The organism is Alicyclobacillus acidocaldarius subsp. acidocaldarius Tc-4-1 (assembly GCF_000219875.1).
GTDB classification, from domain to species: Bacteria; Bacillota; Bacilli; order Alicyclobacillales; family Alicyclobacillaceae; genus Alicyclobacillus; species Alicyclobacillus acidocaldarius_A.
In genome coordinates this window covers 693771-716223 of sequence record NC_017167.1, presented here as the reverse complement: position 1 = coordinate 716223, position 22453 = coordinate 693771, and the positions used below count along the sequence as shown (strand labels likewise).

Genomic DNA, 22453 nt, shown 5'->3' with positions numbered 1-22453 from the left:
GGCCCGGCAACGCCGGGCACACGAGCGACATCAGAAGCTGCCGCCGAAGGACAGGTACAGAAGGATCATATTCAAGACGACGATCACGCTCGCGCAGAAGCTCGCCACCCAGGTGGTCAGCCGCCGGTTGACCAGTCGCCCCATGATGTCCGGCCTGCGCGTGAAGTAGATGAGGGCTACCACCGGCATCGGCAGAACAATGCTCAGCACCACCTGGCTCAACACGAGTGTCTCCGTCGGATTGAGCCCGAGAGCGACAATGATGACCGTCGGGATCATCGTGATGACGCGCCGAAGCCAGAGCGGAATGGTGAAGCCGACGAACCCCTGCATGATCACCTGCCCGGCCATCGTGCCGACCGCTGAGCTCGAGAAGCCCGAGGCGAGGAGCGAGATGAGAAACACCGCGGCGCTCGCCGGGCCAAGGAGCGGCGTCAGGGTCTTGTACGCCGTCGAGATATCCGCAATGCCCGTGTGACCCGTGTTGTGAAACACGGACGCAGCCATGAACATCATCGACAGGTTCACGAGTCCAGCCAGCGACATGGCGATGGCGACCTCTTTCGCGCTGAAGCGCGCGATTTTCACCTTATCTTCTTCGTCGCGTGGCTGAATGCGGTTTTGCGTCAAGCTCGAATGCAAGTACACCACGTGAGGCATGACGGTCGCGCCAATCACGCCGACGGCGAGCAGCACTGCCGCTTGGTTGCCCAGCCACGGTACTACGCTGTGGTACGCCACCTGGCCCCAATTGGGCTTCGAAAAAATGGTCTCCACGACGTAGCACAGGGCGATGATCAGGACGAACGCCGTGATGAACTTCTCCAATGGGCGGAAGCCCAGGCGGTCCAAGGTCAGGATCAAATACGTCACCACGCCCGTGACAAGGGTTCCCCACAGCATGGGGATGTGGAGCAACAGATTCAAGCCCACGGTTGCGCCCAAAAATTCCGCGATATCGGTGGCCATGGCCGCGACTTCAGAGAACGCCCACATCACGTAAGTCAGCCACTTGGGAAAGTGATCTCGGCACATCTCGGGCAAACTCTTGCCCGTGGCGATGCCAAGTTTTGCGGACAGGTGCTGAATGAGCATCGCCATCAGATTGGCGAGCACCACCACCCACAGCAGGCGATAGCCGAACTCTGAACCGCTTTGGATGTTCGTCGCGTAATTGCCGGGGTCAATGTACGCCACGCAGGCGACAAACGCCGGGCCGAGAAACGGGAGCAGCGCGCGCAGCCCTCTGCGGCGATGATCCAAGGCGGCCCTGGCCGCTCGGACAGCCTTTGCGTCAGACGTCTGCAAGCTCGTGGTCGTCACACTCACCTCATCGCCCCCTCCGCCGGGAACTGCCCCTCCATCAGGGCCCCGGACATGAGTTGTATTTGGGTAAGATTTTTAGCTCAAGGAAACTTTCTGACCCTATTATACGCCGCTCTCGGCATTTTGTGACCTACACATTTGTCCTAACGCAAAAATTTTGGCTGAGGGAAAATACACGGTGCGGAGCGGGGCGTCTCAGTGGAAGTCGGGAAAGCCGCCCAATGAGCCGGCAACAGGGCACAACTTGCCCTTCACAAGGTCGTGCGGGCCATCCCGCACGTGGCTTGTCTTGAAACGAGACTGAGTGGTCGAGGACGTAGCAGCAAAGCGGCTAAATCACCGACGATTCCTTTCGCCGTATCGAGCCCTTTCACAGCGGACAGTTCAAGTCCCACGTAACCCTGAATCGATCTATTTCGCACCCCAAAACGTCTTCTGCGGCGGCATGTGAACTTTGGCTTCTTTCATCAAACGGGCATAGACGGCATCCATCTCCGGTTCAATCGAAAACTCGACCATCAAACTGACTGGCCCACGCTCTAGAGGCATTCCATCTTTCGAAAAAACGTCTGAAATGAACAACCACGTATCGCCCAACTGGAGCCGCGCATGCAAGACCTTCGTCCGATCGTGTTCAGGAATCTGTGCACCGTGCTACCGCAGTCAGCACCGACCCATCCAGTCGCTCTCGCGAATCGTCCGGGGTCCTGCCAAGTGAGAGCAAGAGCCTATCAAGGGGAAACCGGCGGTGCTCCACAGAAAAAAGCTGCCCGTTCACCGCTTCGCCAGCGGATACAGGGCAGCCCCCGAAAACCCAAGCACGTAGATTCCACGCAATCACACAAACACAGGATCCTTGAGGTCCTCAAGCTTGACCATGGACTCCTCGGCGACTTCCTTGTGCAAGCTGTTGCCGTGTGCGTCCATCGTGACGATAGCTGGGAAGTTGTCCACCTCGAGATGCCACATCGCCTCGGGGATGCCGAACTGCTCGAGGAAGTCCACGCCTTTCACCTTCGTCACGCACCGCGCGTAGAATTGCGCCGCGCCACCGATGGCGTTCAGGTACACGGCGCCCGACTTTTTGAGACCCTGCAGCGTCTTCTCGCCCATGCCGCCCTTGCCGATGACCGCGCGAATGCCAAACTTCTCGATGATGTCAGCCTGGTAAGGCTCCTCGCGCGAGCTCGTCGTCGGCCCCGCGGCTTTGACATGCCACTCGCCGTTCTCGTCCTTCAGCATGACCGGCCCGCAGTGATACAGGATCCCGCCGCGGAGATCCACCGGCGAATCGTGGTGCATGAGGTACTTGTGGAGCTCGTCGCGGCCCGTGTGGATCTCGCCCCGAATGAGCACCACGTCGCCCACCTTCAGCTTGCGGATCTGCTCCTCGCTGATGGGCGCCTGCAGGACAATCGCGTTCTCCGTCGAAAAGGCCTGTTTCGGCCGCTCGAGCTGGCCTTCGCCGTCCTTGTACAGCCAGCGCCGGATTTCGCCCGTCTCGGGATCGAGCACCACGCCGAGGCGCCGGAACGCCCAACAGTTGTACGCCACAGAGACGAAGAAGCTCGCGGGAATCCGGTTGCGCACGCCAATCTTGCACCCGAGGAGCGTCACACGGCCCCCGAAGCCCATGGTGCCGATGTCGAGCTGATTCGCCTTCTCCATGATGTACTGCTCAAGTTCTGCGAGCTGCGGATTGGGGTTGACGTCGTCCAGCGGGCGGAACAATTGCTCCTTCGCCGCCTCGTAGCCGCTCGTCCGATCGCCGCCGATGCACACGCCGATGAAGCCCGCGCTGCAGCCCTGCCCCTGGGCTTGGTAGACCGCGTGCAGGATGCACTTGCGGACACCGTCGAGATCGCGCCCCGCGCGGCCGAGGCCGGGAAGCTCAGTGGGAAGCGCGTACTGGATGTTCTTGTTCTCGCAGCCCCCGCCCTTCAGAATCAGCTTCACCTCCACTTCGTCTTTCTCCCACTGGTGGAAGTGCACGATGGGCGTGCCCTCGCCGAGATTGTCGCCGGTGTTCTTGCCGGTGAGCGGGTCGACCGAGTTCGGTCGCAACTTGCCAAGGCGCGTCGCTTCGGCCACGGCCCGCCGAATCTCTTTCTCGAACTCGATTTGATTGAAACCGACCGGGCAATGGACGATGAAGGTCGGCATGCCCGTATCCTGGCAGATGGGCTGCACATCCTCCTCTGCGGAGATGATGTTGTCGATGATGGTGTTCAGGGCGATGGATGCGCGGCTGCCCAATTCCTCCTGAAGCTGCGCCCGCTTGATAGCCCGGCGCACGTCGGGCGGCAGGTTCGTCGAGGTCTCCGTGATGAGTTCCAGTAGACTATCAAACGCTTTCGTCGCCACTTGCCACTACCCCTTTCACAGCACGTGCCTGGTGGCCCTCTTTCAGTATATCACTCGCCGCCCGAGAAGCCGGAATCGCGGCCGGTCACCGCCGCCGGCGCACGAAAAAAGGGCCTCCGAGGCCCCTCACCGAAGCGGCACATCCAGCCGCGCCACGTCCGCCCACGTCTCGCGCCGCGCCACGAGGCGCGCCTCGCCATGCCGGCAAAACACGACAGCGGGCTTGGGAATGCGATTGTAATGACTCGCCATCGCATACGTGTAGGCACCTGTCGCAAAAACGGCGAGAATATCCCCCGGTTCTGGATCCGGTAGCGGGAGATCCCAGATGAGCATGTCGCCGCTCTCACAACACTTGCCGGCCACCGACCACGGGCGATCCGGTGGATCCGCAGCGCGGTTCGCGTAACACGCATGATACTTCGCGCCGTAAAGCGCGAGGCGCGGGTTGTCCGTCATGCCCCCGTCGATGGCGACGTAGTTCCGCACGCCCGGGATGACCTTACGGCTGCCCACGCGATACAGTGTCACCCCCGCGGGCCCGACAATGCTGCGGCCCGGCTCAATCCACAAGATGGGCACGTCCATGCCTCGAGCCGCAAAGGCCGCCTTGGCGGCGCGGATCACCCCCCGGACGAGATCGGCCACCGGCGGCGCATCCTCATCCGTGTACGGGATGCCAAAACCGCCCCCCAGGTTGAGCACAGAAAAAGGAAAACGGAACCGTCGCAGGCCGTCTTCGTACACGCCCGCCATTCGATCGGCGAGCAGTCGAAAGCCCTCCACATCGAAGATTTGAGATCCGATGTGCGCATGCACGCCAACGACCCGCGCGCGCTCCACCTGCTTGAGTCGCAAAAAGGCTTCCTCCACCTGCTGGCTGGCGAGATCGAAGCCGAACTTGGAGTCCTGCTGCCCTGTGGAGATATAGTCGTGCGTATGCGCCTCGACACCTGGCGCTACCCGGACCAGGACATCCACCGTGCGCCCTGTTGCCTGAAGGATGTCGTCCAAGAGGTCGATCTCGTCGAAATTATCGACGATCACGGCCCCGATGCCACTCTCAACCGCGTACTGCAGTTCCTCCGGGGTCTTGTTGTTCCCGTGCATGTGGAGCTTGCTCGCTGGCACGCCTGCCGCAAGAGCGGTATACAACTCGCCGCCGGACACCACGTCGATGCCCAAGCCCTCCTCGTGCGCGAGTTGGCACATGGCCATGGTGCAGAAGGCCTTGCTGGCGTAAGAAATTTGATACGGCACGCCTTCCTCTCGAAACACACGGTGAAACGCCCGGATGGTATCGCGGATGAGCCCCTCGTCGTACGCGATGAGCGGCGTGCCGAACCGTTCCACGAGATCCACCGCGCTCACGCCGCCGATGAGAAGATGGCCCTTTTCGTCTCGCGGAAAATGCGCGTCCACCTTCGGCCTCACGTCTAACAGGTGCTCTGATTTCACTCCGTCCACTCCTATCGTCTCTCTCTTTCACGACGCGCGGCGCCCCGACCTGTGCCAAGACCTGAATAAAGATTCAGACACAAGTATATACGTGCAGCGCCTCACTGGGCAACGGCAAATTGCGTCAAGCCCATTGCATAGCGGGGTCAAAGCTAGAACACCCTAGCGACAGATTCGGTTTGGAGGTGAGACCGTGCGCTGGAACCCCGTGGACTGGATTGCCTGGGCGCTCGTCGTCATTGGGGGCATCAACTGGGGCCTGATCGGATTTGCCAACTACAACCTCGTGGGCGCCATCTTCGGCGCCACGTGGCTCTCGCAGTTCGTGTACGCGCTTGTCGGGCTCGGCGCCCTTTGGCAACTGGTGGCTGTGCTCGTGAAAAGTCAAGCCGTGCGGACATAACACCTGTTGTGAAGCGCACAACAAGGCAAAGCCCTGGCAACCCGACGAGGAGCCAGGGCTTCTCCGTTCATCCCCAAGTGCTTAGCGGCCGACGCGCAAGCGGCGTTCGGACAACGACGACGTCCGCTCCATCTCAGCGTCCTCTCCGACGCTCGCCGCGTTCAGGGTGAGGCCGCGCGTCTCCGGCGCCAGGAAGAGGCTGATCAAGAATCCGCCGAAGGTCACGAGCGCCCCCACCAGCATGGTCGGACCCACGCCATAACGAGCCAAAGCCCACGGCAAGAGATACGTGCCGGCCACGGCTCCCAGCCTGCTGATGCACGTTGTCACGCCAACCGCAGTCCCGCGCACTTCGGTGGGAAACAACTCGTTTGGGGCGAGCCATTCCATGATGTTCGGCCCGCCGGAAAACAGCGCGTACAGCAGAAAGCCGACGCCGATGACCCAGAGCGGCCCCTTCGGAAACAGCCCAAGGAGCAACATGCCGACGGTCATGACGGCAAACGAGACAATCATCGTTGCCCGGCGCCCCAGCCGGTTCAAAAGCCAGAGCGCAGGCACGCAACCCACGATGAACAGCACGCTGATGAGCGCCGAACCGTACCCGGACGATCCGCTGAGCACGTGGTAGTCGTCAAGCAGCGTCGGGCCGAACGTCAACATCGCGAAGAGCGGCGCGACCGCGGCCGTGAAGAAGCCACTGACGTACAGCGTGCGCTTCCAATACGCGCGATTGAAGAGCGTCAGGTAACTGGTGCGCGTTCGCTTTTCATCTGGCACCGCGATGTGCCTCAGGCTGGCTCCCGGCCCGTAAATGTCGCGAAGCACCTTCAGCGCTTCGCGCGCCCGACCGTGCTGCAGCAACCAACGTGGAGACTCCGGGGTTCCGAGCCGCAAGATCACGAGCACGATGCCCGGCACCGCGCTCGACGCCAACATGTACCGCCATGCGTCCGGCCCGATGGGCAGAAGCCACTGTCCCACTAGATACGCGACCGTGGCGCCCACGTACCACGCGATGACCGTCACACCGAGCATCATGCCGCGGTGTTTGCGCGGCGCGAACTCGGTCAAAAGCGACGTTGCGATGGGATAATCCGCCCCGACCGCGATGCCGAGCACGACGCGCAAGGCAAAGAGTTCCCAGGCGCTGTGCACAAAGAACTGCAAAACCGAGGCCACGATGAGCAACACGAAATCGATAGTGTACATGAGCTGGCGTCCAAATCGATCCGTCACGTACCCAAGCAGTCCGCCGATGAAGATGCCCATGAGTGCCGATGCCCCAATCAGGCCGCTCCACATGGCGTCGAGATGCAATTCAGGCGTCAACTGCGTGAGCGCCACGGCGACGATGCTCAGAATGTACCCGTCAAGAAAAGGCCCGCCCGACGAATAGATAGTGAGCTTCAGGTGAAATGGACTCCACTTCGCATCTTCGACCGGATTGGCCGGCCTTGTCGCTTGCAGTTCCATGGTTTCCCCCCTCAAGGTATGGCGATCTCGACTGCGCCGCCTGCGTAAAAGCGGACACAAAGCCGCGATATCGCACGAGGGGGATCCGCAGATGAGGTACACCAACGAGGCTCACCGGTGGGAAAAGCGAGGAGAAGAAAGCGGCGATACATGGCATCGACCCCTTTCCGTGCGCTTACGAGGTTAGCTGACGGGTTAGGGCGGAAAGGCGCCCCACGACCAAAGTCGTTTCACCCCGAGAGTTGGGTCCCCCGTTTCCTCCGAAGGAGGAATTCAGCGCTGCCGCTTGTATCGCGATACGATATGCGATGTACACGTTACGATACACGAAATTTGAGAGGAACGCAAGGAGAAGAGAAATTCTTGGACGTCCGCCCCGGGCGGCCACCGCGAGGCCATCCAGCGCGGTGCCATGCGTCAGGTCGATGTCGGATTCTTGATGGCCGTGAGCACCGCGTCATAAGACGGATCGAGAATGCGAATGTCCGCCGACTTCGCGAGCTGTGCCACGAGTTTCGTCTCGCTTTCGGCATTTTGCTGCTTGATGGCCTGGATGATCTGCGACCGAACGGCCGACAGCGGCTCTACGTGTTCCGGCGTAATGGCCTGGCACTGCACGATGTCGTACCCGCCCTGCACCTTGAGCGGCTCGCTCACTCCGCCGGCCTTAAGCGCGAAGGCCGCAGAGGCAATGGAGGGTTGATCCGCCTTCAGCTCATTCATCGTGAAGGTTCCGATCACCCCACCCTTCGCGCGCGTGGCCGCGTCGGTCGACATGGATTTCGCCACGGACGCAAAGGGCGTCCCAGACCGGATTTCTACAAGAGCCTTCTCCGCATCCGCCTTCGTCTTCACCTCGATGATGGCAATCTTGCGCGTCTCCGGAACCGTGAACATCGACTGGTTCTGCTTGTAGTACGACGCAATCTGCTTGTCCGTCACGTGGACCTGCGCCTCGGCGAGCTTGGTCGCGAGAATGTTGTCGCGAATCTGGCTCAGAAATTGCGCCTTCGTCATGTGGTTCTGCGCCAGGAGCGCATTCAGCTGCGCGTCAGACGTAATGCCGTTCTGCATCTCGATGGCGGTCAGTTGCTGATTGATTTCCGCATTCGTCGCCGTGACATGTTCCCTGGCTGCCGCCTGCTCAATCAAGGCATTGGCAATGAGCTCCTCCAGCATCGCCGATCCGGCGTAAGCCTCCGACTGCTGCGCGAGCTCCTGCCTCGTGATGGGCGTCTTGCCGACCATCGCCACCACCGAGCCGCCCCCATGCGCCGCGTACGTGCCAAACCAGACACCACCCACGATCAGCGCGCCCGCGGCTGCGCCGACGATGCCGGAAATCCACCGTTCCTTCTTCAATTCCATCCTCCTTCAGTCTTTCCGCACCCTGGGCTATACATCCCAGTTCAAGCAAGCCTATCACGCGGCTCCAAATTGCGCAACACGTGCTTCTGCACTTTTCCCGTCGCGTTCACCGGCAGGGATCGCGCGATGACGATCTGGGACGGCCGCTTCGGCTTGGCAAGGTGCGCCGCACAGAACGACTCCAGCTCGGCGCGCAGCGCGTCCGCATCGACGCCGTCTGGCTCCTCCGGGACCACCCACGCGACGGCCCGTTCCCCGTAAAGCGGATCCGGAAGTCCCACCACGGCGGACCGCGCCACCGCCTCGTGCGCGTTCAGCACGTCCTCAATTTCCCGCGGCGAGATCTTCTCGCCCGCCCGGTTGATCATCTCCTTCGCGCGTCCAGTGATGTACACGTAGCCATCCTCATCCATGTAGCCGAGATCGCCCGTGTAAATCCATCCCGGGCCATAACCGTAATCCGGCGCCGGCTCCATGCCCACATAGTGATGGATGACATTGTCTCCGCGGATGGCAATTTCGCCGAGCTCATACGGGGCGACGGGCTTGCGCTCTGCGTCCACAATGAGGAGCGACATCCCCACGGGCTTCCCGACCGATCCCGGCTTGCGCACGCCAGGCGGCAGCGGGTTGGTGCAGATCTGCCCCGCCGCCTCGGTCATCCCGTACGCCTCGATGACCGGAACCCCAAACGCCGCTTCAATTCGCGCGGCCACCGCCGGCGTGAGCGGCGCGGAGGCGGATCGCAGAAAGCGAAGCGTGCCGAGCGCCTCTTTTGGCGCCGGCCGTTTGGCGACAATCGATAAAATCGTCGGGACGCACGAGACCCAGGTCACGCCGTGGTGGCCAATATCGTCCCAGAACAAGGAGGCGTGGAATTTATCGCGCATGACGATCCGCCCGCCGGACACGAGTGTCGACAAGAGGACGATCACCTGGCCGTTGATGTGGAAGAGCGGCAGGATGCAGTAAGCCACATCCGAAGCCGTGAGCGCGTGGCTTCGAATGACGTTCTGCACGGCGGCCCACAGGTGTCCGTGCGTCAAGAGCACGCCTTTGGGCTCACCCGTGGTGCCAGAAGTGAACATGAGCACGGCTGGCTCTTGTTCCGAGGTGCCTTGTCGCGCCTCGGGTTCAGATGCGGAGGAACGTTGCCAGATTTGAACCACCTGGCCTTGAGCGGCATCCATCTCAAAGGAAAGCCCGCGGTTGAAGCGATGCTTGTGAAGCACCTCGCTCCATCGTTCACCAGCTGCGGGCGAAACGATGCCGTAATCTGCCCGATATCGCGCAAGCGCTCGTTCGAGTTCGCCTGCTGGCATCTCGCTGTTGGCCGGCACGCAAATGGCACCGTGTTCCAGGCACGCGAGATAACCGACGACAAATGCATACGAGTTCGGCAGCGCCACCATCACGCGATGCCCGGGGTGCACGCCAATGGCGGATAGCTTGGCCCGAAGCTCCTGAACGTGTGCGCGGAGCTCGCCGCACGTATACCAGCGGCCGTCCCAGAGGACGGATCGCGAAGGATCGGCGAGCGCGCGCGACAACGTGTTTTGCAGAGACGACATGAGAAACACCTCGATTTCATGATTTGGAATCCGCGTATCCAGGGCGTGTCATCCCGCCGCACTAGACGCAGCTTTGCGCGCCGGGGACTTTGGCAGACCTGTCTTTTCGCCGACGATGTATCCGACGAACGGAATCCTTCCAATGAGGTACGCGGCGACGCCGGAGCTCACGTAGGTCAGCGCAATCCAGACGGGCAGCATCGCGTACTGTACGGCAAGGGAGGCGTGAACCTGGTCCGCCAAGAGCTCCACGAAGCGAAGCGCGATAGGGTGAATGAGAAAGATGCCGAAGCTCACGCTGCCAAAAAAGCGGATGACTCGGCTCGCGCGTGGCATGCGCCCCTTGGCGCGCTGCGCCTGCCACTCCAGCCCTGTCCGCCAGAGCAAGAGCGCCACGGCCAAGCTGTAGGGCACCATGACCGGCTGCAGCGTGTCGACAATCTGTCCTCCCGTCAGGTGGAACACATCCCGGTTGAGAAAATAGACGCCAAAGAGAAGGCACCACATGCCAAGCCACGTCCAGAAAAGCGTACGCGCGTGCGACATGGCCCACGCCTTGACGCGCGGATAATAGATGGCGAATAACGCCCCTGCGATGAACCAGAACTCGTACGTGAAGATGTCGCGATCCCGATATCGCACGAGGATGCGGAGCCACTCAGGCAACTGATATACGTTCACGAACTGCAGCGAGGCCTGATTCCAGATCATGATGCCAATCTCGACGAAAAAGGCGGCCGCGACAATCGCCCGATGATGCCTCTCCGAGCGCTTGAGCCAGCGCACCATGAGCGGAAACACGACGTATAGCTGCATGGACACGAGCAGAAAATACAGGAAATATTGATTCGCGGTGGCCAGGCTTGTGAGGAACGTGTGGATCAAATACGGCGCGGTCCACTCGAACCCTTTGAGAAACGTCCCTTGAAACAGAATGTAAATGGCTGTCCACGCGATGTACGGAATGGCGATAAGCAGAAACCGTTTCTTCCAAAACGACGCGGCCGTGAACGGGCGGTCGTAATAGGTGTAGAAGAGAACGAGGCCGGTGATGAACATGAACGCTTCACGCGTGAAATGGAACGTCATCATCAGAATCCCAGAGGACACATCCATCCACGATCCGTCCGGGGTGCGGACGTTGAAACTCGACAGGACGTGTACGCAGATGACACCTAAGATGATGCAGGCCCGCATCAGGTCGACCTCGTAGAGATGTGGCTTCTTCGCCTGGGCCTGGCTCACCTGAACCCCTCCTCACTTGCACTTGAACATCGCATAGCTTACGGGAGCGAGCTTGAAGCTTCGTTGAAAAACATCAAAAGTTCATCAAAGGCTTAATGCCACCTTAACACGCTTTCGCCATCGTTGCCAAAGGCGGATGTCACCATGGTGCGTCAAGATGGTTGTGAAGTCATCCGGTTGCGGACGAGATGGGCGAAAAACTACGATTTTAAGGGCGATTTGAGATGAAAATGACAAGATGAAGGAAAAGACATCCTGGGGGTCGTGGCGATGAAACAGCGCTGGCAAATGGGGTTTTTGGCATTTGCCCTCGTCGCAAGCGCGGTATGGGTTCCGGCGTCCATTACGGCGCGCGCAGCGGACGGAGGCACGCCTGGAGCGCCCGGCCAGGCGGCGTACACGGCGTCCACGGACACGGGTTCCCCATCTTCAGACGCCTCGCCGACGGAGTCCGGCGTGGCGCCGAATCCGGTGCACGCGCCCGGCAACCCGGCGGGGAGCGGGACGGATGCCAATTCGAGCGGCTCGACCAACGCGCCGAACGCGCCCGCGCAAGATCGCGTGGTGCGCGTGCTCATCATCGGCTCGTCGGTTGCGCGCGGCTGGAAGGATCCCAAGGGTGGAGGCTACCTGCATCGGACGTTTTCGGCGCTCTCCGCGCTGACGCCCATCACGTATGACGTGATCGACAAGGCGGAGCCGGGCAAGGGTGTGCTGAGTATTCGAAATACGTACGTGACGTGGCTCGAGACGTATCGTCCGCAGATTGTTTGCATCGCGTGGGGCGGCCTGGATGATTTGTATCAACACACGCCGTTTCGCGTGTACGACGAACAAGTGCACTGGCAAATCCAAGAGGCTCTTGACCATCGCGCCATCGTGATGCTGGTGACGACGCCCGTGTCCAAAGCATCCTATACCACGTACCGGGCGGCGCAACAGGCGCTCATGGAGAGCGAGATTCAGGTGGCAGACAGCTTCCACAATCCGAATGTGTACGTCTTCAACTTGTTTGACCAGATGAAGGCGTATCTTCAGGCGCACCACGAAAGCATCCAGCCGCTCATGCACGACAGCTGGCATCCCAACGCGAAGGGCCATGCGCTCGCCGCCGAGCTTTTGGTGAAGGACCTCCTGGGGAAATTCCCAGTTACGGCGCCCGTATTCAAGGTGGACTCGTCCTCCTCGCCGGATCACACGGAGGACCCATCGGCATCCTGAAAGGATTTCGACAGAGAAGCGCCTGACGCGGGCGCTTTTTTGATGATCGGAATCCCGGCAACACGCTGACCATGGCAACCCGCATGGAGGGATCCTCGCGCTGCGGAAACCTCACGTCTGCTGTGACCATGTGGCATCCACTCGGGATTGGCGATAGGACGGATCCTTGTCCGATGGCGAAAAACGGTATAATAAAGGACACAACGCCACACGAAGTGAGGTTCGCGGCATGCCCACCAAAAACATGAAAAGGCGCCGCGTCGCGGCGTCGCTCGGCGCATGCGCCATCGCCTGTGCGGTCAGCGCCTGCGGGACCCATCCTGCCAAAAACGCGCCCACGGCGCCCGAGAGCGCGCAGTCGGCGGCGCGACAGACGAGTCCTTATCCCCTCTTCTCTCATCCATCCGCGCAGCCGGTCGTCGCGATGGGCGTCGGCGGCTCGGTCGCGCACGGATGGGATGACAAGACCGGCGGTGGCTATCTGGTGCGGGCGTTTCAGGAACTGACGAAGACCGGCCCCATCACCTTTCAGTTCATCAACAAATCCATCGAAGGATACGGCCCCACGCAGATGGCGGCCAAGTATCCCGAATTTCTCCGCGAAGTCCATCCCCAGGTAGTCGTCATCTCGTGGGGCATGTTGGATGACATCGCCAACAAGACGCCCATCTCCGCATTCGAACAGGCCGTTCAGTCTGAAATTCAACAGGCCCTCGCTGCGCACGCGGACGTGATCGTCGTGACGCCGCCGCCGACCGGCGCATCCTACGGCCACGACCAAACGTCGGAGAGCCAGCTCGTGGCCGACGAAATTCGGGTGGCAAAGCAATTCAAGACGCCGGACGTGATTGTCGTGGATCTCTTTAACCAGATGAAGCGCTACCTCGCGGCCCATCACCAGTCGATTCAGATGTACAGCGCGGACGACTGGCACCCCAACACGCTCGGCCATGAATTGGCGGGATCGCTTTTGGCCCAGGATCTGCAGGGCACACTCGTGCCTGCCGCGAGCGCCAAACCGAGCTCAGGATGAGCACCTGCGCCAGCCTGTGCGCAATCCGCCGCGCCTAAGCTCACTCAAATCCCCACACCTCGGGCAGCGGAATGCCGTAGCCATCGGACAACTCGACGAGATCGGCCCACACCTCGTCGGAGATGGGAATGCCTCGGCGGCTGCGCGCAACTCGCTCCCGCTGCCGCCGTTCGCCGGGTACAGAAACGGACGGCGCGCCTTTCGCAAGCGGCGCATCATGAATCTCCTCGATGAGCGACGCAGTGCGCTGCAGGAACTCCTCCTGGCCCACGAAGAAATCCGGATGTAGCGCCAGATAAAAGAAACCGTTGCCTGGGGACTTGCCATCGTCGGCGAACATGAAACCTCAAACCCCGACCATTCCGTACAACGTCGCCCACTCGGCGTACAAAAACAAGGCGCCACAGTGATTCGCCCGGCGCACCGCAACCGCGCCGAGCCCGGTTTCGCGCGCCAACTCCACCGCGTACGCCGCTGCCTCTTTGGCGCTCACGAAGCCAAGCGCGTGGTCCCCGTCCAGCACGGCCGTGACAGGTCCGGTGCGAATCCACGCCAGATGCGGCTTCGCATTTTGCCGCTTTTCAATCCGTGCAGATACCACGGCAAGCGCATGACGCCGTGGCTCGAAATTCCTCGGAGATCCGATTCGACAAGCGCGGTGACGGACCAATCCGCGTCGCGCGGCGCAACGCCTTCTGCGGCGGTAAAGCAGGCGCGCGCAAAAGCGTGCAGCGACGCGGGCGCGACGAGCCTCTGCAACCTCTTCCCACTCCTCAACGTCTCCGCGTCATTGCTCCACCGCCTGCGCCACCAGCTTGGCGTACACCATCGCACCGGTCGGATTCAGGTGAACACCGTCCGGCCAAAAATATTCCGGATGCCCTGCGCTCGCTTGATACCAGTTGACGAGCACCACATGCGGATAGCTTGCGGCAACCTGAGCCAGCGTCTGATTGACCGCGTTCTGCCACGGGCGCGGCACGCGCGTGTTGACCAAGATAATCTTCTGGACAGGCCTGAGCGATTGGAGCACGGAGACGAGCTGTTGTTTGCTGAAGGGCCCATTGGTGCCGAGTTCGAGGATGACGATGTGACCCAATTCTCCTTTCGCCTTCAGGGCCTGAACCACCTGCGGTGCCTGGTACATCTGGCGCCCGACCTGTCCGTCGCACACGATGCCGGGCAGGAGCTTCTCCAGATCCGCCTCCACGTCGATCATGACCGAGTCCCCAATCGCCGTCACGCCGACGCCTGACGCCTTCTTCGGCTTGGCGTCCGCAATCGTGCGCACCGTCCCGGTCCGTGGCGTGGCAGATGCCTGGGTTGGATGAGCCCCGATTGGTGAACCCTTCGTCTCTTCACCACCCGGGGCCGCATGCGCGTCACGCGCCGAGGGCGTTTCGCTCGATCCGGCCGCGGTCACCGGTTTCGCGTGCACCTTGCCTAGCGACGCCACCACGGGATACGCCGTCATGCCGGCGCAGAACAGAATGGCGATCCCGGCCACGGCGCCCGTTCCATACATCATGCGGCGCCGCCCGCTGCGAACGCGTCTCGTGCGGTACCTATCTCGAACGACGCTACTCTCCGCCCGCTGGCGCTTGCCCAGGCGCCGAATGGGCTCTTCGACGATCCGCCAGGAAAGCGCCGCAATCACCACGGCCAGCGCCACCTGCCACGCCGCGCGCAAGGGACTGAAGTCGTTCGCATCGATGAGCGGCGTGGTCAGAGCGATGATGGGAAAGTGCCAAAGGTAAATGCCATACGATCGCACGCCAATCCAGCGCCAGGGTTGGGATCCGAACGCGCGGCCGAGCAGCGTGCTGGGATGCGCCAGACAGGCTACCAAACCTGCCGTGGCGATGGATAGAATCACCAGGCCGCCGCGATACAAAAACGGCTCGTACTCATTGGTCTGCCAGATCATCCAGAGAATCGACAAGAGACTCAAGAGGCCGACGAGATCGAGCAACAGGCGGCGGCGAGGCGCGAGCGGGCGACTGAACGCGCTCGACGGCCACACAAACGCGAGCATCGCGCCGATGAGCAGCCCGAACGCGCGCGTGTCCGTCCCATCGTAGACGCGGGTCGGGTCCATACCCGGCTGATACAGCACTGCCATCCATACGGCCGAGGCGAGGGCAAGCCCTCCGGTGAAGGCAAGGATCCGCCCGCGCCGCTTCAAAAGCTTGAGCGCGAACAGGAGCAGGAGCGGCCAAATGAGGTAGAACTGCTCCTCTACGGCGAGCGACCAGAGATGCCCGAGCGGCGTCTGTCGGCCGAAACTTTGGAAGTAGGAGACTTTGTGAAAGATGAACCACCAGTTGCTCACGTAGAAGAACGACGCGACGGCGTCCTGAAAAAACTGCGCAAACTGCGCGCGATCCGCCAGATATACCCAGATCATCACAGCGATGAGCATCACCACGAGCGCAGGCAAGAGCCGTCTCGCGCGCCGCAGCCAAAACTGTTTGAAATCGATGCGGCCCGTGTTTCGCCACTCCGACACGAGGAGATCCGTGATCAGATAGCCGGAGAGCACGAAGAAGACCTGAACGCCGAGCAGTCCTCCGGGAGCTCCGCCCCAATTGACGTGATACGCGATCACGGCGAGCACCGCAAGCGCTCGCAATCCGTCCAGTCCTGGCATGTACCGGCCATGCCCGCCCATCGGCTTTGGCATTGTCTGTAACTCCTCCCGTCGGCGCAATCCGTGTCGAAATTCCCCGTTTCGATTATATCTAGGTGACGATGCAACTGGGCGTTGTGTTTCATGGAAATTTGCCGACGCGGATGCGCCACACGAAAGAGACGCGATCGACGGGATTCGACACGAGGCAGGGTCATCCCTTGGGCCGGAAGAAGACCGCCGTCAGGAAGGCAAACACGATGGCCGAGGAAATGCCCGCGCTCGTGAGCTCGAAGATGCCCGTGATGACGCCGACAAGCCCGTGCGCCTTGCCCTCGGCGATGGCACCCTGGACGAGCGCATTGCCAAACGAGGTGATGGGCACTGTCGCCCCCGCGCCCGCGAAGCGCACGACGGGATCGTACAGGCCGAGTCCGCCGAGCACGGCGCCTATCACCACGAGGATGGAGACCACCTGCGCGGGCTGAAGGCGAAAGGCGTCCATGAGAAACTGGCCGAGGAGACAGATGGCGCCGCCGACGAGGAATGCCCACAGGTAGGTCATGGCGTATTCCCCCCGGCTTCACAAGCCGCGCTCGGCCACTCCATGGCGACGGCGTGCGCGATACACGGAATGGTCTCCTTCTGCTGATACGAGATGGGGGGATAAGAGCGCCCCGGTTGCCACCACCAACACGCGCCGGAGCTCACCGTCCCGAAGCCTGCGCTGCACATGGCCGTACGCCACGGACGCCGAACAACCGCACCCGCTGCCCCCGGCCAGCACCTCCGGCAAGTCGCCGTAGATGAGAACGCCCGCGTCGTGGTACCGATCCTGCGGGATGTTCACGCGGTGCTCCACCATGAGGTCGCGGAGGATGCGGGATCCGACGCGGCCGAGATCGCCCGTGAGGACGAGATCGTAGTAATCGTGCGGCAAATCGAAGTCCCGGAAGTGGCTGACAAGCGTGTCGAGCGCAGCAGGGGCCATGGCGGCGCCCATGTTGAATGGATCCGACAGACCCATGTCCACGACCCGGCCGATGGTGGCCCGCGTGACGACCGGATGCTCACCCTTGCCGTCGTTTGGCGCGACGATGGCGGCCGCCCCGGCGGTCACCGTCCACTGCGCGGTGGGGGGCTTCTGCGCGCCGTACTCGGTCGGATACCGGTAGTGCTTCTCCGCGGCGGCGTTGTGGCTGACGGTGGCCGCGAGAACGTAGCGGGCGGAGCCGGTGTTCACGAGCAGCGACGCCAGAGCGAGACCCTCCATGGACGTGGAACACGCGCCAAAGATCCCGAGATAGGGCATGGCGAGGGTCCGCGCGGCGAACGAGGACGAGATGATCTGATTCATCAAGTCGCCCGCAATGAAAAACGAGATGGCGTCTTTCGTGAGGCCCGCCTTCTCGATAGCCTTCTGACACGCCTCGTCCAAGAGCGTGCGCTCGGCCTGCTCCCAGCTCTTCTGTTCCATGCGGATGTCCGCGTGCAGCAGATCGAAGTCGTCGGCGAGCGGCCCCTTCGCTTCTGTCGGCCCGCCGATGGCCGCCGTCGACAGCAGCATCGGTCGGTGCTCAAACTCCCAGCTCTGGTGTCCTCTGAGCATGCTCTACCTCCCCGGCGCGACGAGCGTATGAATCAGTCCGATGAAAAAGGCCGCCACGACGCCCCAGACGATCACGGCCCCGGCCAGCTTGAACATGTTGGCACCGACGCCTTGCACCCATCCCTCCGTCTTCGACTCGAGGGCGGCCGAGGCCATCGCGTTCGCAAACCCCGTCACCGGAATGGCCGTGCCCGCGCCCGTGAACTGCGCAATCTTGTCGAATACGCCGAGCCCCGTGAGCAGACAGGTGAGCGCGATGAGCACTGCGACGGTCGGATTGCCGGCGTCTTTGCGGCTGAAGCCGCACACGTGCACGAAAAAGTCGCTCACCGCCTGGCCCAGCACGCAAACCAACCCGCCTGCGACAAACGCGATGGCGAGATTTCTCGCCATGGGGCGAGCCGGTTCACGCGCCGACGCGAACGCCTGATACGCCTGCATCACGGGCGTCGCCCGCTTCAGCTGTGCCTTCGGCAATCTCGCGTCCCTCCCTAGTGCCGCAAGTACGGCTCCGTCTCGTTCAGCACGGACTCTATTCGTTTCGCCATGGCGGCGTAGTCCCGCTTGGCCCCCTCATTCTCCGTGGCGAGCGCGTACAGTTCCAGATCCGCTTGCGCCTTCTTCAGCAGGATGTGCGTCAGCTCGCGCGCCTTCGGTTCGGGCACCTGAATCCGGTCGTCGTACAGATCCACGTACAATTCTCCGGCCGCGTTCACCTGCGCCAGATACACGTTCTCCACCGCCACGCCGAGCTTGTCCAATTCTCCTTTCAGCCATCTGCGGTTGAAGCCAATGGTGGCGAGCCCTTCGTCCATGATCTTCCCGTCCATGATCACGACCTGAGGCTGCGACTCGGCGGGCACCTTGAGCCCGAGGCGCTTTGGCGTCACCGGCTCCGCGTCCGGCTTCAACATGACGTTGACCGAACCGTTCGACTCCATGATGGCGAACTCCACGTCGGCCACCTGGAATACGTTCTTGGCCCGCAGATGCTCCAACAGTTCGTCCGTCGACATGCGTTCCTTGCGCAGGTTGTCCTCGAGGATCTTCCCGTTCTGAATGAGCACTCGCGCCTTGCCCTCGAGGATGTCGCGCGCCTTTTTGCTTTTGAGCGCGATGAAGCTGAGCAAAATCGGCAGCGCCGTGTACACGGCCATGGGCAACAACCCATGATACAGAGGCGCCTGCAACTGATCCGGGATGATGGCCGCCATATCGCCGATGGCGATCCCGACAATGTACTCAAAGAACGTGATCTGCGAAAGCTGCCGCTTGCCGATGAGCTTCGCGAACAGAAACATCGCAGCAAACGCGATGAGCGATCGGATCACGATGGTCAACCACTCGGCCACCCGGTCACCTCCACCGACGTGAAGCGAGCCAGGGAGCATGCTCCCTGGCGCCAGCGAGGATTAGAACCCCTTGTACTGAGGCTCCTCTTGCTCCATCTCGGCGACCCGAGCCTGCAGTTGCTGCACCACCTGCTGTGTCTGCTGAGCCGCTTGCGTGTACAACTGCTTGGCCTTTTGATTGTCGGTCGCGAGCGCAAACGATTCGAGGTTCGCCTGCGCACTCTTCAGGTTCGCGAGCGTCGTCTTCACCTGCTGCGCGATGGTCACAGGTTTCACCCCCCAATCTGGACCGTAATGTCTCCGAACACAGGCGCCGCGTATACATCGATTCACTTGGAAATCCCAGGAAGGACGGTGCGTTGGCTTCTTGTTGATTTTCGTTGCTTTATTTCTTTTTGTTTCGCTATAATGACCCTTGTCACGATATCCGACCCCGTGTCTCTATCGGTGCGCGCCGCGCCTGTAAGCGCTACACTGGATATGAGACATCCTGTGAAGTGACCGACCGCGGCTTGTCCGGCCGCGGTCATGGAGGTCCTACGCCATGAAAGTGAGCTTGTTTGTCACCTGTATCGTCGATGCCGTGTTTCCGAAGGTCGGCATCGCCACGACGCGCCTCCTCGAGGCGAGCGGCTGCGAGGTCGAATTCCCCATCGGGCAGACCTGCTGCGGCCAACCCGCCTTCAACAGCGGCTACGCTGACGAGGCCCGCCACGTTGCTCGCACGCTCCTCGAGGCGTTTGCCGACGCCGACGCCGTCGTGAGCCCTTCCGGATCGTGCGTCGGCATGATTCGCCACTATTACCCGGCGCTCTTCGCGGGCGATCCAGCCCTCGCCGATGAAGCCATGCGGTTGGCGGAGAAGACCTATGAACTCTCCCAATTTCTGGTCAACCACCTGGGCAAGGTGGACTTCGGCGGCCGCTTTCCGCATCGCGTCACGTTCCACCCGTCCTGCCACGGCTCGCGGTTGCTCGGCGTCCGCGAGGAACCCCTCGAGCTCCTGCGCCACGTGCGGGATCTGGAGCTCGTCGAGCTCCCTTACGCCCGCGACTGCTGCGGTTTCGGCGGCACGTTCTCGGTGAAAATGAGTGAAATTTCGAGCGCCATGGCGGACGAGAAGGCAGACAACGTCGTCGCGTCGGGCGCCGACGTGCTCGTGTCCACGGACATGGGCTGCCTGATGAACATCGGCGGCACGCTCTCCCGCCGCGGCGCGCGCGTGCGCGTGATGCATCTCGCCGAACTCTTGGCTGAAGCGGCCGGCCTCACCGAGGAGGTGACCGCATGAGCGCCCACTCGTCCGTGCGCGATCGCGCGAAGCTCGCCCTCCGCGACGACTTCCTGCGCGGAGCCGTTCACTTCACGACGGATCGGCTGCGCAACCGCAAGCAGGCCGTCACCGAAGACTTTGGCAACTGGGAGGCCTGGCGCGATCGCGGCGAGGCCATTCGGCGGCACACCATCGAAAACCTGGACTACTACCTCGGGCAGTTCGCAGACAACCTCGAGCGGCTCGGGGCGCATGTGCATTTCTGCGCCGACGCGCGCGAGGCGCTCGCCGTGGTGACGGACATCGTACGCGCGAAGTCCGCGCGCCGCGTGGTCAAGTCGAAGTCGATGGTGACCGAGGAAGTCCACCTCAACCATCACCTCGAGGCGCTCGGCGTCGAGGTCATCGAGACCGATCTCGGCGAATACATCGTGCAGCTGGCAGGCGAGACCCCGTCCCACATCATCATTCCCGCCATCCACAAGACGCGGGAGCAGATCCAGGCGCTGTTCGAGGCCGACGGCGGCCAGAACCTCACCACGGAGACGCGCGATCTCGTCGCGTTCGCCCGCCAGCGGCTGCGCGAGATGTACCTGACGGCCGACATCGGCATCACCGGCTGCAACTTCGGGATCGCCGAGACGGGCTCCATCGCGCTCTTCACGAACGAGGGCAACGCGGATTTGGTCGCCAACCTGCCGAAGACGCACATCGTCTTCATGGGCATGGAGCGCGTTCTGCCTACGCTCGAGGACCTCGAGGTGTTTGCCCATCTCCTGCCGAAGAGCGCGACCGGCCAGAACACCATCACCTACCTGTCGATGGTCACCGGCCCGCGCCGGGACAGAGATGCCGACGGCGCCGAAGAGATGCACGTCATCATCCTCGACAACGGCCGATCCCGCCAATTGGGCGATCCCGACTTTCAGGCCGTGCTCCACTGCATCCGCTGCGGCGCGTGCCTGAACGTCTGCCCCGTCTATCGGCAGATCGGCGGCCACGCGTACGGATCGGTCTATCCCGGGCCCATCGGCGCCGTGCTGTCGCCACTGCTTGAGGGCGGGGAGGCGTATCAGGATCTGCCGTACGCCTCGAGCCTGTGCGGCGCGTGCTATGAGGCGTGCCCGGTCAAGATTCCGCTTCACGACATGCTCGTCAAGGAGCGACAGCGCTTCGTGGCCAATACCGGCGGCAAGACGGGCGAAAAGGCGGCGTTCACCGCCTACGCCGTCACGTTTGCGGATCACCGCCGTTACCTCGGCGCCATCCGCGTGGCGCGGCGCCTGCAGGGTGGTTTCGCGCGCGATGGCGTCATTCGGGCGAAAATTGGTCCACTCGCTGGCTGGACGGAGAGGCGCGACTTCCCCGCGCTTGGCAGCCAGACGTTTCGCGAATGGTGGATGACGCGAAAGAGAGGGACGAGGCGTGGATAAGTCAGCATTTTTGGCGCATATCGCCGCGCGGCTCGGCCGCGAGCCCGGGTCCGCCCCCGCGCCCCGCGAGGCCGTCGGGGCGCCCGAATTCTGGGCGGATCGCAGGACGAGCCAGGAGGAGCGGATCGTGGCGTTCTGCGCGAAGTTCGAGGCGCTCGCGGGCGAGGTGATCCGCTGCGAAGACGAGGCGGCCCTGTGTGCGGCCCTCGACCGGACGCTGGAGGCTCTCAACCCACGGACCGTCGGCGCTTGGGGCAAGGAGGCGCCCTGGCCCGCGGATGTGGAGGACGTGATCGAACGGTGGGGCGTGCGGCGATTCGGCGAGGCCCCGGTTGTGGAGATCGACGTCGGCATCACCGGCGCGAGCTTCGGCGTCGCGGACACAGGGACCATCGTCGTGGAGACCGGCGGGGCGGCTGGCCGCACGGTGCACCAGGTCCCGCTCGTTCACCTCGTGGTGATGCGGGAGAGCCAGGTTGTGCAGAGCCTGGGCGACGTGATGGCACGCCTCCGCGATCGCGCCCTCGGCGGGCACCTCCCCGCGTACGTGCACTTCATCAGCGGCCCGAGCCGATCCTCGGACATCGAGAACGATCAGACCATTGGCGTGCACGGCCCCGCCCGTGTGATCTGTTTCCTTCTGCGCGACCGCACATCGCCATAAACGGGGACAGCCGGGAGGCTGGCAAGAC

The 22453-nt window shown here is 62.3% G+C and carries 20 protein-coding genes, 2 pseudogenes and 1 riboswitch; of the genes and pseudogenes, 6 read left to right on the top strand and 16 right to left on the bottom strand.

The features are described 5' to 3' along the window. Positions 1-30 precede the first annotated feature (30 nt). The 4 genes from TC41_RS03270 to lysA form a co-directional block, all read right to left on the bottom strand. The gene (locus TC41_RS03270) at positions 31-1329 is read right to left on the bottom strand and encodes an Nramp family divalent metal transporter (RefSeq protein ID WP_148260110.1); all 1299 of its coding nucleotides are present in this window, start codon (positions 1327-1329) and stop codon (positions 31-33) included. Between the two features lie 408 nt (positions 1330-1737). Further along, positions 1738-1923 carry a VOC family protein gene (locus TC41_RS03265; protein ID WP_237700018.1) on the bottom strand — a complete coding sequence of 62 codons (186 nt, stop codon included), beginning with the start codon at positions 1921-1923 and terminating at the stop codon, positions 1738-1740. Positions 1924-2163: 240 nt separating this feature from the next. Next, positions 2164-3690 carry a fumarate hydratase gene (locus TC41_RS03260; RefSeq protein ID WP_014463566.1) on the bottom strand — a complete coding sequence of 509 codons (1527 nt, stop codon included), beginning with the start codon at positions 3688-3690 and terminating at the stop codon, positions 2164-2166. Between the two features lie 126 nt (positions 3691-3816). Further along, positions 3817-5148, bottom strand: coding sequence for a diaminopimelate decarboxylase (gene lysA / locus TC41_RS03255; protein ID WP_081462237.1), 1332 nt, complete (start codon positions 5146-5148; stop codon positions 3817-3819). 193 nt (positions 5149-5341) lie between these two features. Between lysA and TC41_RS03250 the strand changes: the two genes are divergently transcribed. Then, positions 5342-5551, top strand: a complete 210-nt coding sequence (locus tag TC41_RS03250) for a DUF378 domain-containing protein (protein WP_014463564.1) — start codon at positions 5342-5344, stop codon at positions 5549-5551. Between the two features lie 81 nt (positions 5552-5632). On the opposite strand, the gene TC41_RS03245 is transcribed toward TC41_RS03250, so the two are convergent. From TC41_RS03245 to TC41_RS03230, 4 genes are all read right to left on the bottom strand, one after another. Continuing rightward, positions 5633-7027, bottom strand: coding sequence for an MFS transporter (locus TC41_RS03245; RefSeq protein ID WP_014463563.1), 1395 nt, complete (start codon positions 7025-7027; stop codon positions 5633-5635). 156 nt (positions 7028-7183) lie between these two features. Then, positions 7184-7316: riboswitch (cyclic di-AMP (ydaO/yuaA leader) on the bottom strand. A gap of 128 nt (positions 7317-7444) precedes the next feature. Continuing rightward, positions 7445-8395: a peptidyl-prolyl cis-trans isomerase gene (locus tag TC41_RS03240; RefSeq protein ID WP_014463562.1), complete on the bottom strand. Its 951-nt coding sequence runs from the start codon at positions 8393-8395 to the stop codon at positions 7445-7447. A gap of 41 nt (positions 8396-8436) precedes the next feature. Further along, positions 8437-9966 carry an AMP-binding protein gene (locus TC41_RS03235; protein ID WP_041694971.1) on the bottom strand — a complete coding sequence of 510 codons (1530 nt, stop codon included), beginning with the start codon at positions 9964-9966 and terminating at the stop codon, positions 8437-8439. A gap of 48 nt (positions 9967-10014) precedes the next feature. Next, the gene (locus tag TC41_RS03230) at positions 10015-11211 is read right to left on the bottom strand and encodes an acyltransferase (protein ID WP_014463560.1); all 1197 of its coding nucleotides are present in this window, start codon (positions 11209-11211) and stop codon (positions 10015-10017) included. 270 nt (positions 11212-11481) lie between these two features. Here TC41_RS03230 and TC41_RS03225 point away from each other — a divergent pair, with 270 nt between their 5' ends. Beyond that, the gene (locus TC41_RS03225) at positions 11482-12432 is read left to right on the top strand and encodes an SGNH/GDSL hydrolase family protein (protein ID WP_041694970.1); all 951 of its coding nucleotides are present in this window, start codon (positions 11482-11484) and stop codon (positions 12430-12432) included. Positions 12433-12661: 229 nt separating this feature from the next. Then, on the top strand, positions 12662-13465 hold the full coding sequence (locus TC41_RS03220; protein ID WP_014463558.1) for an SGNH/GDSL hydrolase family protein: 804 nt from the start codon (positions 12662-12664) through the stop codon (positions 13463-13465). Positions 13466-13505: 40 nt separating this feature from the next. On the opposite strand, the gene TC41_RS16705 is transcribed toward TC41_RS03220, so the two are convergent. From TC41_RS16705 to TC41_RS03185, 8 genes and pseudogenes are all read right to left on the bottom strand, one after another. Beyond that, complete coding sequence (locus tag TC41_RS16705) at positions 13506-13805, bottom strand: Ldh family oxidoreductase (protein WP_014463557.1); 300 nt, start codon at positions 13803-13805, stop codon at positions 13506-13508. A 6-nt stretch (positions 13806-13811) separates the two neighbouring features. After that, positions 13812-14299 (bottom strand): annotated as a pseudogene (locus TC41_RS16700) (Ldh family oxidoreductase). Continuing rightward, a complete protein-coding gene (locus TC41_RS03210) occupies positions 14253-16148 on the bottom strand; it encodes an acyltransferase family protein (RefSeq protein WP_014463555.1) in 1896 nt (631 codons plus the stop codon). The pseudogene TC41_RS16700 and the gene TC41_RS03210 overlap by 47 nt, the downstream one beginning before the upstream one ends. 160 nt (positions 16149-16308) lie before the next feature. After that, positions 16309-16659 carry a stage V sporulation protein AE gene (gene spoVAE, locus TC41_RS03205; RefSeq protein WP_014463554.1) on the bottom strand — a complete coding sequence of 117 codons (351 nt, stop codon included), beginning with the start codon at positions 16657-16659 and terminating at the stop codon, positions 16309-16311. After that, positions 16656-17703, bottom strand: a pseudogene (gene spoVAD, locus TC41_RS03200) (stage V sporulation protein AD). Before spoVAD ends, spoVAE begins: the two are co-directional and overlap by 4 nt. Before the next feature lie 3 nt (positions 17704-17706). Further along, complete coding sequence (gene spoVAC, locus TC41_RS03195; RefSeq protein ID WP_014463552.1) at positions 17707-18180, bottom strand: stage V sporulation protein AC; 474 nt, start codon at positions 18178-18180, stop codon at positions 17707-17709. A gap of 14 nt (positions 18181-18194) precedes the next feature. Then, positions 18195-19055: a DUF421 domain-containing protein gene (locus tag TC41_RS03190; RefSeq protein ID WP_041694969.1), complete on the bottom strand. Its 861-nt coding sequence runs from the start codon at positions 19053-19055 to the stop codon at positions 18195-18197. Positions 19056-19115: 60 nt separating this feature from the next. After that, positions 19116-19322, bottom strand: coding sequence for a DUF1657 domain-containing protein (locus TC41_RS03185; RefSeq protein WP_041694968.1), 207 nt, complete (start codon positions 19320-19322; stop codon positions 19116-19118). A gap of 277 nt (positions 19323-19599) precedes the next feature. Between TC41_RS03185 and TC41_RS03180 the strand changes: the two genes are divergently transcribed. The 3 genes from TC41_RS03180 to TC41_RS03170 are packed head-to-tail and all read left to right on the top strand — an operon-like array spanning position 19600 to position 22425. Further along, entirely contained in the window at positions 19600-20346 is a 747-nt protein-coding gene (locus TC41_RS03180) for a (Fe-S)-binding protein (protein WP_014463548.1), read from the top strand. Next, positions 20343-21761: a LutB/LldF family L-lactate oxidation iron-sulfur protein gene (locus tag TC41_RS03175; protein ID WP_014463547.1), complete on the top strand. Its 1419-nt coding sequence runs from the start codon at positions 20343-20345 to the stop codon at positions 21759-21761. The genes TC41_RS03180 and TC41_RS03175 overlap by 4 nt, the downstream gene beginning before the upstream one ends. Continuing rightward, the gene (locus tag TC41_RS03170) at positions 21754-22425 is read left to right on the top strand and encodes a LutC/YkgG family protein (RefSeq protein WP_014463546.1); all 672 of its coding nucleotides are present in this window, start codon (positions 21754-21756) and stop codon (positions 22423-22425) included. Before TC41_RS03175 ends, TC41_RS03170 begins: the two co-directional genes overlap by 8 nt. Positions 22426-22453 lie beyond the last annotated feature (28 nt).